Source organism: Fructobacillus americanaquae, from assembly GCF_024029775.1.
In the GTDB taxonomy this organism is placed as follows: Bacteria; Bacillota; Bacilli; order Lactobacillales; family Lactobacillaceae; genus Fructobacillus; species Fructobacillus americanaquae.
Window position 1 is genome coordinate 297,395 of sequence record NZ_CP097122.1, and the last position, 15,466, is coordinate 312,860.

The following is a 15,466-nucleotide window of genomic DNA, read 5'->3' on the forward strand; positions in this document are numbered from 1 at the left end:
CAAGGAGGTAATATATGACTGAATCTGATCGAGAAACACCTGATCAAGCGATTAACTGGCAACGAAATATTTGGATTGTTTGGCTCGCCGTTTTTATGACCGGCGTCGCTTTTTCTGAAGTCTTGCCATTTATGCCCTTGTACATCGATACATTGGGCCACTTTTCCAAATCAGAATTAACTTTTTACTCCGGTGCGGCTTTTGCCATCAACTTTTTAGTGACCGCTGTCGTCTCACCCATTTGGGGGCGTGTCGCCGATAAAAAAGGCCGCAAATTAATGATGATGCGGGCCGCCCTTGGCCTGGCAATTTCCCTCTTTTTAATGGGTTTTGCCCAAAACGTCTTTGAACTACTGGCTTTGCGAGCTTTACAGGGGGCATTAGGTGGCTTTGTGTCAAATGCCAACGCCCTCATTGCCACCCAGACACCTAAGAAAAAAGTAGGTCGTTCATTAGGAATTATCGTCACTGGCTTTACTGGTGGCCAGTTAATTGGTCCACTTTTCGGTGGTGCCATGGCTTCGGTCGTTTCTTACCAAACGCTCTTCCATATTACTGGTTTGATTCTGTTAATCGTTTTCTTCTTTATTTGGTTCTTGGTCGAAGAACGGCCAGTTGCTACAGGTCAAGAAGAAAATCCTGTCATCAAGGTTAGTTGGAATACACTCCCCAAAAAAACACTCTTGGTCTCCCTGTTCTTGACCACCATGTTGATTCAAACCGTCAATATGTCGATTAACCCTATCGTGTCCCTCTTTGTTCGCGAAGTCGTGCACAACCAGGGCAGCGTCACCTTTATCGCTGGAATCGTGGCCGCTATGCCTGGTTTGGCCACAGTGATCTTTGCCCCAGTCTTTGGTCGCTTGGGTGATAAAATTGGGACCAAGTACCTGATTCAAGCCGGTTTCGTCATGGCCGTCTTCGCTTTTATCCCAACAGCTTTCGTTACTTCCGTCATCGGATTAATCCTCCTACGTTTTGCGGTTGGCATTTCGGATTCGACAATGTTACCCGCAATTCAAACATTGTTAACCAAGAATTCACCGGCCGGCATGGTTTCTCGGATTTTCTCCTATAACCAATCCTTCCAAGCAGTTGGATCCGTAATGGGCCCAATGCTAGGAGCTGCTATCGCCAACATCTTTGATTACCGTGCCATCTTTATGGTTTCAGCGGGCATCGTTGCCATTAACGGCTTGCTTTTCTTCTTTAATGTCAACCGCAAGTATGACTTAAATTAACTTTTTTCAACCAGCAAAAAAGGCTGCCGAACCATTTTTGATTCAGTAGCCTTTTTATTGTCCTTCATTTTATTCTTGAAAATCAGCTGGGACAACCATCATTTCACTAGTAAACCGACCCATCGGCTGATAGTTGTGACGGTTTTTGAAAGCTAACGGTGCCGTTTTAATTAAAACGACCTTCTGATTTTTTTCGGTCAAAAAGATTTGTCCAGGACCGACAACCTGACCTTTCGTGTGTTTACCGATTCGCCAGGGGTGCAGTTTTTGACCGTGTTTGACTTGGTAATCACCAGACTTACCCTCAGTGACCATTACCCCATAAAGGATTTCAGTTGGATACTGATTACTTTTGCCCATCGCTATTCTCGCTTTCATACGGGACTACCTTGGCGCCCATTTCAAAGCGAGTTAAATCAATATCTTTATCGGGGTGCAAGTGTAAGTCAAAGTCTGTATTTTTTGCTGCCATCGCCAATTTAGCCGTTTCATGCTGGCCCTTAATAGCAGCTAGGTCTTGGCGGTCAGCTTCATTTAGCTGCCCAACCCAAGCTCGCACAATCATCCGGCCCAATGGAATGCCCAAAACCTTAGTCAGGTAAGCAATATGTCCGTATGGCATTGGCCGCAGCCAAGTATCCACTCGTAAGTCAGGCAAAGGAATTTTGCTGACCCAAGCATCCAAGTCGACGCGCCAAATAATTTGATACAGACCTAGACTCGCTAATAACAATCCATCCAGAAGAGCCGGATCAATCGCTTGGTCGAGAATGCGAACTTCACCAGGTCGGTGCTGCGTTACGACCAATGGGTGCTTTTCTTCACCATCATAGAAGAAATTCAAGCTAAACTCCGATTGATGCTTTTCGGGTCCGCTCGGATGATGCTTTTCTTTCGGGAAAACAATCACGTGTTGACCCATTGCCTGCAATGCTTCAATCAATTTTTTACGATTACCTGGAACCAAGATAGCATGAGGTTGTTCCTTATCAACCACCGACATGACATCCGAAACTTCAAGAGGTTCCAAATACTGTTTATCTGACAGGTGTGGCAACAGAGTTGGATCCGCCGCATTGTTGTTCATGATAATCGTTTGATAATCCAATCGATGCAACTCGGACAGCGTCACGCTGGTCATATAACCAGCTGATGCCCCGTCCCCCATGCGAAAGGCCCCTGGCCCAATAATCAAAACCGACTGGGCGCAAATTGGTTCGGACTCATTTTCTTCTTCAAAGGTGGCAAAGAATTGCCGTGCATGCTCGGGAAATTCACCAGCAGATGGCTCCAAGGCCTTATAAGTTGGCTGGATATTATTTTGTCGCGCTAAGGTACGAATTGCTTGAAAATCAGTTTGCCAAAAACGGGCAATCAGGCCATCCGAAAGGCCAAATTTCTTCGCTCGTCGTAGTGCATCGGCATCAATTTTATCCTGGTCAACCGACCGCTCAATGTCGATTAGACGATTCAGTTGGTAAAAGTAAAACTCATCAATATTAGTTAATTCAGCCAGTTCATCGACTTCATAACCACGACGTAAGGCCTCAATTAAGAGCAAAACTCGGTTATCTTGCGGATGAATCAACTGTTGAATCAGTTCATCATCCGAGACATCGGCCATATATTTTGGGGAAAACGACCGGTTATTGAAGTGGGCCGAACGAATGGCCTTTTCCATCGCTTCCACAAATGTTCGACCAAATCCCAAAGCCGATCCAACTGATTTTTGCACTGAATTCAATTGACGATTAACTTTAATGCCCATCGCTTCCAGGTCACCAAAGGAGAAAACCGGCAACTTAACGACAATATGGTCCATCACCGGCTCCATAATCGCCGTTTTTTCATGGAAGGCATTTGGCAAATAGACCTCGGTAATTTTCTTGCCCATGGCCAGCTGCGCTGCTACCAGCATCACAGGATAACCGGTCATCACAGCCATCCGGTTCGCCAAATGATCAAGATAAGGCGAAACCTTAATTACATAAATTTCACCCGTCTTTTCATCAAGAGCAAACTGAACGTGTAACACACCACGAAGGCCAATTAAGTCAGCAATCGCAAAGGCTTGAATTCGCATTTGCTGCAAAATTTGATCGGAGACCGTCAAAACCGGCGCAACTGAGAGTGAGTCGGCCGTATGAATGCCAATTGGATCCATATCTTCAGAGGCTCCGACCTGAAGACAGTTACCATCACGGTCACGAACAACCAAGACAGAGACTTCTTTGAGACCATTAATTGCCTTAGCAATCAGCACCTCGTTAGTTAATGATTGACCCATGACCCGGTTAACAACGCGGTCAAAGTCATCCAAGCGCTCAACAATTTGTCTCGTCGTGCCCTGAACTGGGTTGTGTGCCCGAATGACCAAAGGCAATTCCAAATCGCGCAACATTTCATTCGCTTCTTCTTGGTTTTGCACCACGGCCGAGGCGGTAACACTTAGGCCTATTTCCTCAATTCGGTCAAAGAGTAAAGTCCCATCGTTAACCTCGTGCAGTTCGCTAGCCGCTAAACCAAGCGTTTGTGGCAAAACACCATCTGCTTCACGCCACTCAGAAACAACCTGGTCCCATAAACGCAACGCCCGCACACCACCAAAAAGCGGCATCACACCATCAATCTTTTGAGACTTAATAATTTTCTTTACGTTTTGGACAGTCAAAGTCCGCAAAAATCCGGTAGCCGCTGGTGATTCCAGGGCCAACGAATAGGGATTATCATCCAAAACTGTCACTGTATAACCAAGGCCATTTAAAATTGGCAAAACTTGGTAAATTGCGGCATCACTTTCGCCTTGGAGGCCAAAGTCTGTTTCGCCACCACCGATAAAAAGTACTTTTTTAACCGGCGTTTCAACTATTTTTTTGTACATAATCTGCTACCGTTTCAAAAAAGTCCGCAAAGATTCCGTTTGCTTCAAGAGGACCAGGTGCCCCATCCGGAAAGAATTGCACAGAAAAGGCTGGATTGTCGCGCAAACGAATGCCTTGGATTGATCCATCAACCAGATCGCGGTGGGTCACAAAGAGTTTCTTGCCATCTAGTGAATGCTCATCAATCACATAGCCACGCCCCTGCCGGGCATAAAAAAGCTGTTGCGAGATAATTTCTTGGATCGGATGATTCATACCATGGTATTCAGCCGGTAAGGCTTGAATTTCAGCCCCATTGGCCAATGCCAGGAGCTCGTGTCCAAGACCAAGACCTAACAAAGGCATTTTCGTCTGTAAGACTCGAATCAAAGTCAGGACCGAATCAGGCAAATCCTCGGGATTACCAGGACCAGTTGATAAAATAATACCATCGGGGTCCAGTGTCAACACTTCATCAACCGTTGTTGTATAGGGCAGGACCGTCACATTGGCATCGTAGTCACCAAGAACTCGCAGAATCCCGTGTTTTAAACCAAAATCAATCACAATAATGTGAAAACCATGGCCAGGGTTGGCATAGGCCTTCGGGGTAGCCGTGTTTTGAACCTGCTTGTTTGTCAACACGGTGGCCACCAACTGGTCAACTGCGTGGTCATCGACAACATCAACGATTGTCGCTTTTTGCGGGCCCGTTTCGCGAAGGTGGCGGATTAACTTACGCGTATCGACCTCATACAGTCCCGGAATATTATGATGCTGCAAAAAGCGGTCCAGGTTCATCCGCCGCTGCCGATTAGTGGATACTTCCGCCAAATCGTGAACAACTACACCACGAATTTTGGGTGTAGTCGACTCATAGGCCTCCGCATGAATGCCATCGGCGCCAACAACTGGCATCGCAAAGACAATCATTTGCCCATCATAAATTGGATTTGTAATTGTTTCCTGATAGCCGGAGGTAGCGGTATCAAAAATAATCTCGCCAAAGGTTGTCGCTGGTGCGCCAAAGCCTTGGCCAGAGAAAACCGTTCCATCCTCTAAAATTAGGTGCCGTTCCATACTTTTTCTCTCATTATCTACTATTTTCGAAAAAATCAGGTTCTCTCCAGCCCTGATTTTCAAAGGCACGACGAACTAACTTGTCCTAATGGACAATTTCAACCGAGTCTTCCCCATCAAATTCCTTGACTTTTACCTTAATTTTTTCATTTTGGGCAGTTGGGATGTTTTTACCAACGAAATCAGCCCGGATTGGCAATTCGCGGTGACCGCGGTCAACCAAAACTGCCAAAGCAATCGCCTGAGGACGTCCAATTTGAATCAAAGCATCCAAAGCAGCCCGAGTGGTCCGACCGGTAAAGAGCACGTCATCAACCAAGACAATGTTTTGATTGGCAATGTTGAGTTTTTCAGCTGGGTCCAAGCCCAAATCATCACCACTGTCCAGGTGATCATCACGGTAATTGGTGACATCAATCGCCATCACAGGAATTTGAACCTGTTCCAGTTGTTCCAAGCGGTCAGCAATTCGGTGGGCCAAGTACTCGCCACGAGTCTTAATCCCCACTAAAATGAGATTTTGACCACCCTTATTCCGTTCCAAAATTTCGTAAGTGATTCGAGTCAATGCTCGTTGCATCGAATCCTGGTCTAACACTACTTTATTTGCCATGTTTCGTCCTTTCTGTCGGGCCTATTAACACGATTAACTGATTTTTTCACCGATTATAAACCTTGGTTTTCACGCAATTCTTGCAATACCTGGTCAAACAGAGCCGGTAGTGCTGAATCAAATCGGAGTTCTTCTTGTGTCTTTGGTTGGGTCAGCACAAGCGTTTTTGCGTGAAGAAGCTGACCTGGTAATTTGATATTAAAAATCTTGTCCTGGTGACCATAAACACTATCACCAACAACGGGATGACCAATGTAAGCCAGGTGCACCCGAATTTGATGCGTTCGGCCGGTCTCTAATGCTAATTCTAACAGTGTATAACCGCCAAAACGCTCAATCACCTTGAAATGAGTCACGGCCTCACGGCCATCTCCAATCACGGCTTGTTTCTTACGATCCTTAGGATGACGACCGATTGGTGCATCAATCGTTCCTTCATTTTCCTCAAAGTTGCCCTTGACCAACGCATAGTAAATTCTTTGCGTTTTATGAGCCTTTAATTCAGCAGCTAAGGCATGGTGGGCTTGGTCATTTTTGGCCACCATCAGCAAACCAGAGGTATCACGATCAATCCGGTGAACAATACCAGGACGGAATTCACCGTTAATTGTTGATAAGGGGGCATGGTAGAGTAAAGCGTTCACCAAGGTTCCCCCAGAATGGCCTGGCGCTGGGTGGACAACCATCCCTTGCGGCTTATTCACAACCAATAAATCATCGTCTTCGTATACAATATCAAGGGGAATATTTTCTGCCTCAAGTGCCGTTTCTTTCACCGCTGGCGGGTTAATGCTAACAACATCGCCCTTCTTGACCACATAAGACCGTTTCACGGCTTGATGATTGACTAATACGAGTCCTGCTTTAATCCAGTTAGCCAGTGTTGACCGCGAATATGGTAGTTTTGCCTGTCCCAAAACGGCATCTAATCGGCCCTGTTCTTGATCAATTGTCAATGTGACCAGTGTTGTTTCAGCCATTTAGTCCATTCCTTTCAGCGCTTGCGCCATTCTCTTCGAAAGGTGATAGGCCCGTGGCCGACCGCCAATGACAATAATGAGTGCCTTTTGGTCAAAAAACCAATTAACTGCTGAGTCATTCAGGTTAATGACTTGTTTTTTCATCATCCAGGCACTACTAATCGTTAAGGTTTGATTTTCAAGTATGACTTTGCGTCCCAAAAAAGTCCATAGGCCAATCGAAATCATAAAAATGGTATAGGTTACCCACCACCAATTAATATTATAGAAAAGCTCACTAGCCCAAATAGGACTAATGATTAAAACGGATAGCCACATAATCCAAGCAATATTGGACCAGTCTGCCTTCGGTTGGTAAAAACCGCGAATAATACGCATGAAACGTTCTCCTTGTTCCGTATCTAAACATCTATTATTTTACCATTTACTGGTGCATTCTGGTATTGTTAGAATTGAAGAAAAGTCCCAGAAAGGATAAAAATGTGATTCGTTTAGCAATCGATGCTGCTTTCCAAATGGACAGCCACCATGCCAGTGCTGGTCTTGTTCTCGTTCAAAATGGTCAACAATACCAAAAAAAAGTTCGCTTAGCGGACTGTGAGGATAACCACCAAGCTGAATTTTTAGCTTTACTTTGGGCAATTAAATCAGAATTAGCCATCCTCCAAGCCAGCCAACTTGTTGAAATCGTTTCGGATTCAAAAATTTTAGTCAGTTCCATGCAAAAAGGCTATGCCAAACACTACCAAAAAGAAGTCGATTTAATTTTAGCCCTCTTACCCAATCCTGATTTAACCTTTTACACATGGGTTGCAGATCGAAAAAATCAGGGGCCCCACCATCTGGCCCTCCAGGCCCTACAAGATTAAGGACACTATTAGTTTAAAAAAGTGAATTTAAGCCAAGATTATAGCTCAAAAAAAACCGCCAATCAGCTGATTGACGGCTTTTTCTTTAATCATTAATAAGTAGCTGGTAGGCAAAACGCTTTGTTGAAATATGTTCTGCTTCAAGCATATCAACTGAACCACACTTTTCAAAGCCATTATTGGCAATCACCTTTTGCATAGGGAGATTCCCCGGATGGGTATCGATGCGAAAATCGCGGGCACCCCGTGCATAAAAGAATGAAATTAACGCCGTGAAAAAACGTGGTGTTAGTCGCTGGCCACGGAACTTATCCGACATCGCTACCCGATGGAGTGAGGCATAGTCGTGTTCGTGACCACTATCGGCCCAACTACCCTCTTTAATATCCGTGTAGAGTGGATCTTCCCCTTCAAAGGCAGCAGCGTATCCTGCCACCTCATCACCGACTACTAAGACAAAACCCTGTTGCGCATCCAAATCAGCTTGGATTGTCGCTTCATTCGGGTAATCGGATTGCCACTGGTCAATCCCCTGCTCCTTTAAATAACCTTTGGCGGTCTGCAAAATCGCAACGATTTCAGAGACATCACGAGCCTGTGCTCGTCGCATAAATACTGCTGGCATATGCGTAATATCGCGTACTAATATCAGTACGCTACTCCTTTCCAAATGTCATCAGGCATCAATTATAGCACAACAAATTTGGAAATAAAGTCTCTGAAAACAGATTTCTTGATGACTTTTTGCATGAACATTGCTAAACAAAAAAGCTCGATTACTCTGTGACTAATCGAGCTTTTCTGTCCGGTTCCTAAAAAGACTTTTTCATTCAAAAACACAAATTTCAATCTAATTGCGTGAATTTTTTAATTTTATCGCAAACTGTGCCAATTACCCAATGCCATCGGGCTGTTTTTTGGTCAAACCAAATCCTGTTAAGACAGTTAACCAAACGGTCAAAATAAGTGCTTTCACCGACTGACGATTATTCACCTGCTGATTCGTTTGTGGTAAAACGCTAACCAAATTGGATTGGCTGAAGCTGCTACCAATTTCATTATTTGGAACTGGTAAGTCATTGTTATGAATCACCGGATCCTGCTTTTGCGGGCTTTCACTGACATTGGTTTTTGTATCGTTATTTTCTGGAAAACCAAGGGGCAACTGTTTAGTTTGAGCAGTGACTTTTGTTTCTTCAACTGGCTGCAGCACTGAGGAAACCGGCTTTTGATCATTCCTTTTCACCAATGCCACCATGCTTTTCTTAGAGCTGCCTATTAGGTCGGCTGCTATCACCACTCCGCCAACTCTAGTGACCTTAGTGCCATCTTTAACAGGACTAATAGCCAACTTGGTGAGAGGAACCTTAGAATTAGTAGTTGCTTTAATCGCATCCAAAATAGCCTTTACAGTCTCATCAAGGTCTTGTTGTTTTTTTGCCTCGCTAATTTACTGGTGCGCATGTGCAAGTATTTTTTGTAGTTGAGCCATAGCTGCTTCCTGTTCTTGTTGATTGGCCTTCAGGGCTGATCCAATGGTTGCTTGCTGCTTTTCACCTGCCTGATCAACTTGTCGCTCAGCTGCCTGAATTGCTGCTTGGTCCGGGCGCTTTTCAGTCGCCACTGGTAGCGTTAAAGTATTCATCATCTGCCAGAATTTTGTTAATTGCTCAGCTAAATCCTGGACAGTCTTTGCCTGGACGACTGCTTGGTGACCTGCGCTAAGATGGCCCGTAACTGAGTGACAAGAGTTTGATAGGTTAATTTAACTGGTCTTGGTAGCAAGTCAATTTCTGCCTGCTTCTTTGCACCAGCCCAGTCAATTTGACGATGTGCTTGTTCCCGTATTTCACGCTCAAGCGTTAATGCGCTTGGCGCGGCAATCGAGACCAAGTCAGCCAAAGTTTCTCCCTGAATCTGATCAACTGCAGTATTCGTCTTGGCACCATTCAGCCGTTTCTTAGCAATAGTAATCACCTGATCAATGCGGTTTATTTGTTGCTGCAAATTAACCGGATCAACATTTTCAATCGCATTAAACTGCTTCTTCAAACCATCTCCAACAACTTGGATTACACTTTCAGCACGGTTAACTTCATTAACATCAATTGTCTGGAAAGAACGTAGCAGATTTGGTTGATTAACCGTTCCAATAGCCTCCAAGGCACTCTGTTTAATCGCTATCAGACCAGCATTCACCACAGCTTCATCTAATTTTTGCTTGGCCCGTTGAACGATTCGATCAATCGTGGCGGCTTGCGCTACTGACTTAGCATCGACACCTGGCAACTTTTCAAAAATCTGTTTTTGCTCATTTGCTTTTTGGTGAATATTATCTTTAGCTTTCTGCCGATCTGCCTTCGTCGGCTGCCGGAAAACCCATTGTATTTGTGGTGATTGAACCTTCTGAATCGCGTTCTTAATGCTTTGAACCACTTCCTTTAATTGGCGATTAACTTGGCCAAGTTAATCGCCACCAGACCATCCTGGACAGCCCGGCTCACTACTTGCTGTTGCTGAGATAACGCGGTTGGATCGACGCCTATAATTTGCCCAAAATCCTGCATCCGGTTTTCCCCTGTCGCAGTTACATCTTGGCTCGCAGTTTGAATTTCATCTTTATTAACCGCTTGATCCTGCCAATTTTGCTGTGGATGTTTTATATGGTTGACATCCTGCACCGCCTTGTTGAGAAGTACATGCAGATCGTGAACAGTTTTTACCTGATCAACTAAAGCCGAGTAACGCTGAACTATGTCCGCTAACAGTTCCTTTTGTATCATCAAACTTGATTGATCGACACCATCCAATTTTGCAAAATAATCAACCTTTTCTTTAGCTGCTAACAGTAATGTCTGCTTCGCATCTACTTTTTGATTTGCCCTAGCTAAACGGTATTCTGAGGCGATACTTGGCTGGGCTACTGACTGCATATCAGCTAAACTTTGCTTAACTGCTGCATCAAATTGATAGCGTACTTTGGCCTGCTGCATTAATGACTGGCCTGTCCGCAAAACATCAGCTAGTTGTTCCAACTGCTGTTTCAAGCTCTGCTGATCAACGTGCTCGATGGCCCAAAAATCTGCCCGCTTTGACTGGCTAACAGCGGTAATTTTTTGCTCTGCCACGGCTCGCTCCCGGTCTGTCACTAGTTGATAAGCCGATAGCAAAACTGGATCGGCAACTAAATCAATCTTAGCCAACACCTGCTTTTGTACCGTCGTTAACTCTTGATTCACCTTAACTTGAGCTAAGTTCTTGTTGACTTGATCAAGGATGTGATCAATTTGTTGTTGCTGTTGCTCGAGGCTATCTGGGTCAACCTGGGCATTCTTAGCAAATCGTTCCTGCTTAGCACGGCCATATTGAATCAACATCTTTTCAATATCGATTTTATCAGCCGCACTAACTGGTTGATAAGCCAACTTTAACGTTGGTTCGGCTACTTGACCCAAAGCACCTAATCCTGCTTGCAGAGCGGTATGCAACTGTCCTTGGTTTTCAACCGCTGACAGCATCAAAACTGCTGCCTTTCGAGCAGCTTTTAAAGCCGCCATTTGGCCCTTGTAACTATTAGGAACCACATTTGCAGGCCAACAAAATATTTTTGTTTTTTCAAAAAGGCCTGATTGACAATGGCCAATGCTTGCTTCCGGTCAGCTTTGACAACTGGCCGGAATTCTACTTGAATAACCGATTGGGCGACGTCTTGAATCCCCTGCAATCCAGTCACAAAGGCCCGGTTTAAATCAAACTTCGTCTTAGCCTCGGCAACTAAGTCCTTTGCTTGTGCCAAGGCTTGATCAATAGCCTGCTGTTGTTGGCTGAAACTTTCTTGGTCAACATGGACAATCGCAGTAAACTGGTCCTTTTTCAAAGTAGCTTGGTGTACCAGAATATCATCAAAAGCGGCTTTCTCATCCTGACTAACTGGTTGAAAAAGCGGGTGTAAGCCAGGTTGACTGATACGGGTAATCGCTTGCTCAGCATGGCTAAGCACCTGATTCAATGCCCCCTTCGTCGTCGCTTCGTCAATACTTTTTTTGCCTTGCTCACTAGCTTGGTTCAATAACTGCAATTGCTGGGTCAGGCTAGTTTGATCCACATGATTAATTTGACGGAAGGATTGTTGACACTTAGCCACAATCTGATTCAAATAATCCTTAGCCAACTTTTTGTCTGTAATTGAGGCTGGCTGAAGTTCTTCCAGAACATGTGGTGGTGCAATTTGACGAATTGCTGCCAGTCCCTGTTGGCAAGCAGTTTTCAGTTCCCCATCAGTCCGGGACTGATCGACTCTGTGATTGGCAAGTGCTTGCTGTTGGGCCAAACTTTCAGGATCAACTCCCACCAAAGCTGCAAATTTTTGTTTTTGATTCTCAGCGGCAATTTTCAATTGATTCTTGGCATCTGCTTGATCACTGACTTCAACTTGACGGTAACCAATTGTCTTCAGCGGATCAGCCACTTGATCAAAGTGCATTAATGTTGTCGCCAATTTTTGACGAAGGTCCTTCTTGTTTTTCGCACCTAACAGCAATTCCTGACCATTCGTTCTATTTTTTTCAATCAAGCTGACCTGCAGTGACAAATTCACTGGATCAACATGATCAATAGCTGTAAAAGTAGCTTTTTTGTTATTAGCTGCTTGATTTAGGACAAGAAAGGCTTGGTTTCGATCAGCTAAAGTGACTGGTTGGTAATCAAATTCTAATACTGGCCCGGCAACCTTAGCAAGCAACTCGAAGCCAGTCTTGACCGCCCGTTCGACTTCTCCTTGAACCGCTGCTCGAATAATGGCTAGCTGCGTTTGTGCAACGGTTTTTTGTACTGCTTCCACTTGCCGTTGAACACTCTTTTGTTCGCCGTGCTTGACAGCAAAAATAGCTTGTTTTTTAGCCTGACCAGCATAATTAATCGCCTGTTGTGCTAAATAACGGTTCATATCAGTAACCAGTTGGTAGTCTTTTTGAATTGACGGCTTTTTAACCCTTTGAATACGGTCAAGGTTAGTCGCCAAAGTCTTTCGGAAGCTGGCATTGGTTTTTGCTTGTTGCAATTCCTGTAATCCTGTTGCTAAAACCGAGTCAAGAACTAATTTCTGAGCCTCTAATCTCTCTTGATCAACATGGTTAATGGCTGCAAAATCAGCTTTTTTCTCTGTACAAGCATTTTGCAAGGTCCGTTGACCCAACAGGCATTCTTCTGACGTAACCGGCTGGTATTGATTTAAAATTTTTGGCACTGCAACTAAATTAAGCGCCTTAGCTCCTTTATTGTAGGCATTCCGGATGTCTTTTTGAATCATTGATTGATTCAATTCGATTGTCGTGGCTTTCATAATGGTGTCTAACAGTTGCATTTGCTTAACCAAACTCATTGGATCAGCATGCAAAATCTGCTTAAACTTCTTCTGCTTAGCTGAAACAATGTCTAAAAGTTTGCTATAAGCCTGACTCACAGCCTGAACATTGACCTCTTGGTAATCAAATTCCACCACTGGTTTGGCGACCGCCCTCACTGCGGTTAATGCCTGCTCGCTAGCCTTAGCAAAATCTCCCTTTGTCTTTGCTTGGTTAATCAATTGAGTTCCGACTTTGAGAACCTCATCTAGGACCGACAGTTGTTGGTCCAGACTTTTTTGATCAACATGAGCAATTTTTTTGAAAGAGTCACGCTGACGTTGAGCTGCTTGCTCTAAGAAGGCAACTGATTGAGTTTTCTCAGCTGCTGTTACCTTCTGCAGCTCTCTTCGAATTGTTGGCTTGGCAACCGCGCGAATAGATTGGCAGATTCCTTGAAAACTCTGCTCAAATTCGCGGTTAGTTTCTGCCTGTTTTAATTGCACGATACCATTCGAAATTACCCGCTCCAATTCAGCTTGCTGTTTTGCCAGACTTCTTTGATCAATACCAATAATTTGATTGAAGAACTCGCTTTTTTCTTGCCCAATCTGTTGCAAAACCGCAAGCGCGTGACGAACGTCATTTGGGCTAACTGGCTGATAATCAATCAACTTAGCTGGATTAGCGACCGCATTGATTTCTTTGAACGCGTTAACCATTATGCTAACTAGTTCCCGGTTTGTTTGAGCCTGCTGCAAAGAAATCATTGCTTTTTTCACTAGTTGATCAACAAAGTTGATCTGCTGATTTAAACTATCAGGTTCAACGTGCACTACTTTCTTAAAAAGTTGCTTTTTTTGTTGACCAGCAGCTGCCACTGCATCAATGGCACGTTGACGATCAGTTGCTGCAACTGCTTGAAATTCTTTGATTAGCTGTGGCTGTGCAACCCCGTCAATTGCCCGCAATGCTCTGTCGAGTGCTTGCTGCAATTCTCGCTTAATTTGTGCTGCACGGATAGCCATTAAGCCCCGGTTAATTTCCTCAGTCACGAATTTTTCTTGTCTGCGCAGACTCAGTGAGTCTGTATGGGCAATTTCGCGAAACCGTTTTTTGGTCCCCCACCCCTTTTCTTGAAGAGCCACAACTGCAATCTTTACTTCATCAGGACTGACTGGTTGATAATCAATTTGCAATTCAGGCTTGGCCACATCATCAATGGCCTGTAGGCCATCCGCCAATGACGGAGCTAAGTCAGCTACTGTTTGAGCTTGACTGACCTGTTGCCGATAAACGGTTACTTCATGGTCAACCCTTTTTCTTGTTCGTGTAAACTTTGTTGGTTAACATGAACAATCGCAGCAAATTCCTGTTTCTTTTTTGCCCAGCCTGTACCAAAGTCAACCGAGCGTCCTCCTTGCTGTCTTGACTGACAAAAATTGCTCGCAATGCTTCGACATTTCGTAGTAAAACACGACGCACTGCTGGCACATCGGGCGCAAGACCAATCTCATTCTTTCCAGTCTGAGCAACTGCTCCTACCTTGGCGAGCAAAGCTCGCTTTTGCTCTTGATTAAGCCTCTGAGCATTATTAATGCCGACCTTCGTTGAAAGTGCCTCTTGGTCAAGCTGTTGGTAAGCTAAATCACGATTTGTATTGAGTAATGCTGGAGCCAATGGTTGGTTTTGCGTTGCCTGATTTTGAATGACCATTAATTGGTCAAGGTGGTCTTTTTGCACCAGCTGAATTTCAGTAGTTGTTTGACCTTGGTCTAATTTCTGGTTGGCATCACTTACCACTGTTTGAATTTTTTGACCATAGTCAGCAGTCACTTGATCCAATAATTTTGGTTTCAAATGCTGAATCAAACTAAAGAGGTACTCTCCCTGCTTTTTGATTGTGGCAAAAGCAGCGCGCCGCTGACTATCTAGCGGTGATTGCTGGTCGAGATTTTCCTGAAAAACCGTTAATTGTGTTGGCCTCAATGGAATTGTTTCACCGTTGTTCAATGTCATTTCGCCGTGATAGTAAACCGTAAATGGACGATTATAAATAGCAAAATCCTGCCAGCTAGTTTTTTGACCCGCCGGATCCACTGACCGTACCAAACGGATCGATTGTACATTTTTGCTGGGGTGAAAACCCTGATCATCGAGCAACACCTGGTGATCAAAATAGTCAATTACTCGGTCAAACCGCCCTGCTTGATCATAAAAATTTTGCCCATTCGACAATTTGATAACGCGGTGGTCAAGGTCTTGACCAAGAAGAACTTGTTCTTGGTGTGGAACTTCTGCCCATTCTTCAGAATGCCCAGCTACTTTCTTTGTATTCAAAACTTTTTCTTTATCAAAGAGTGAAATATAGGCCCGCCATGTTGGTACCTTTGATAAAGGTAACGGATGGACGGTTTTTTGATCGGCCCGTCGCAGTGCGATATCACGACCCAAATCCCCATTTTCACCATAATCATGGC

The 15,466-nt window shown here is 44.4% G+C and carries 15 protein-coding genes; 2 read left to right on the forward strand and 13 right to left on the reverse strand.

Going from position 1 to position 15,466, the window contains the following annotated elements; genetic code table 11:
* Nucleotides 1–14 precede the first annotated feature (14 nt).
* A complete protein-coding gene (locus M3M36_RS01280; protein ID WP_252774063.1) occupies nt 15–1,241 on the forward strand; it encodes an MFS transporter in 1,227 nt (408 codons plus the stop codon).
* A gap of 69 nt (nt 1,242–1,310) precedes the next feature.
* Here the strand turns inward: M3M36_RS01280 and M3M36_RS01285 are convergent, their stop codons facing one another.
* From M3M36_RS01285 to M3M36_RS01310, 6 genes are all read right to left on the reverse strand, one after another.
* Nucleotides 1,311–1,601, reverse strand: a complete 291-nt coding sequence (locus M3M36_RS01285; RefSeq protein WP_252774064.1) for a DUF7671 family protein — start codon at nt 1,599–1,601, stop codon at nt 1,311–1,313.
* The gene (locus M3M36_RS01290) at nt 1,588–4,122 is read right to left on the reverse strand and encodes an ATP-binding protein (RefSeq protein ID WP_252774065.1); all 2,535 of its coding nucleotides are present in this window, start codon (nt 4,120–4,122) and stop codon (nt 1,588–1,590) included. Before M3M36_RS01290 ends, M3M36_RS01285 begins: the two co-directional genes overlap by 14 nt.
* Nucleotides 4,103–5,182: a carbamoyl phosphate synthase small subunit gene (locus M3M36_RS01295; protein WP_252774066.1), complete on the reverse strand. Its 1,080-nt coding sequence runs from the start codon at nt 5,180–5,182 to the stop codon at nt 4,103–4,105. Before M3M36_RS01295 ends, M3M36_RS01290 begins: the two co-directional genes overlap by 20 nt.
* 85 nt (nt 5,183–5,267) lie before the next feature.
* Nucleotides 5,268–5,795 carry a bifunctional pyr operon transcriptional regulator/uracil phosphoribosyltransferase PyrR gene (pyrR, locus tag M3M36_RS01300; RefSeq protein WP_047974823.1) on the reverse strand — a complete coding sequence of 176 codons (528 nt, stop codon included), beginning with the start codon at nt 5,793–5,795 and terminating at the stop codon, nt 5,268–5,270.
* Between the two features lie 53 nt (nt 5,796–5,848).
* Complete coding sequence (locus tag M3M36_RS01305; protein ID WP_252774067.1) at nt 5,849–6,775, reverse strand: RluA family pseudouridine synthase; 927 nt, start codon at nt 6,773–6,775, stop codon at nt 5,849–5,851.
* The gene (locus M3M36_RS01310) at nt 6,776–7,153 is read right to left on the reverse strand and encodes an EbsA family protein (RefSeq protein ID WP_252774068.1); all 378 of its coding nucleotides are present in this window, start codon (nt 7,151–7,153) and stop codon (nt 6,776–6,778) included. It abuts the gene before it with no gap.
* A 104-nt stretch (nt 7,154–7,257) separates the two neighbouring features.
* Here M3M36_RS01310 and M3M36_RS01315 point away from each other — a divergent pair, with 104 nt between their 5' ends.
* Complete coding sequence (locus tag M3M36_RS01315) at nt 7,258–7,644, forward strand: RNase H family protein (RefSeq protein ID WP_252774069.1); 387 nt, start codon at nt 7,258–7,260, stop codon at nt 7,642–7,644.
* Between the two features lie 85 nt (nt 7,645–7,729).
* Here the strand turns inward: M3M36_RS01315 and M3M36_RS01320 are convergent, their stop codons facing one another.
* The 7 genes from M3M36_RS01320 to M3M36_RS01350 all read right to left on the reverse strand — a co-directional run bounded on the left by M3M36_RS01320 (nt 7,730) and on the right by M3M36_RS01350 (nt 15,440).
* Nucleotides 7,730–8,254 carry a GNAT family N-acetyltransferase gene (locus M3M36_RS01320; RefSeq protein WP_252774070.1) on the reverse strand — a complete coding sequence of 175 codons (525 nt, stop codon included), beginning with the start codon at nt 8,252–8,254 and terminating at the stop codon, nt 7,730–7,732.
* 282 nt (nt 8,255–8,536) lie between these two features.
* Entirely contained in the window at nt 8,537–9,043 is a 507-nt protein-coding gene (locus tag M3M36_RS01325) for a hypothetical protein (protein ID WP_252774071.1), read from the reverse strand.
* A 51-nt stretch (nt 9,044–9,094) separates the two neighbouring features.
* A complete protein-coding gene (locus tag M3M36_RS01330) occupies nt 9,095–9,292 on the reverse strand; it encodes a hypothetical protein (protein WP_252774072.1) in 198 nt (65 codons plus the stop codon).
* 26 nt (nt 9,293–9,318) lie between these two features.
* Entirely contained in the window at nt 9,319–10,080 is a 762-nt protein-coding gene (locus tag M3M36_RS01335) for a hypothetical protein (RefSeq protein WP_252774073.1), read from the reverse strand.
* Between the two features lie 5 nt (nt 10,081–10,085).
* Nucleotides 10,086–11,201 carry a hypothetical protein gene (locus M3M36_RS01340; RefSeq protein ID WP_252774074.1) on the reverse strand — a complete coding sequence of 372 codons (1,116 nt, stop codon included), beginning with the start codon at nt 11,199–11,201 and terminating at the stop codon, nt 10,086–10,088.
* The gene (locus M3M36_RS01345) at nt 11,189–14,230 is read right to left on the reverse strand and encodes a hypothetical protein (protein ID WP_252774075.1); all 3,042 of its coding nucleotides are present in this window, start codon (nt 14,228–14,230) and stop codon (nt 11,189–11,191) included. Before M3M36_RS01345 ends, M3M36_RS01340 begins: the two co-directional genes overlap by 13 nt.
* Before the next feature lie 67 nt (nt 14,231–14,297).
* A complete protein-coding gene (locus M3M36_RS01350; RefSeq protein ID WP_252774076.1) occupies nt 14,298–15,440 on the reverse strand; it encodes a DUF1542 domain-containing protein in 1,143 nt (380 codons plus the stop codon).
* Nucleotides 15,441–15,466 lie beyond the last annotated feature (26 nt).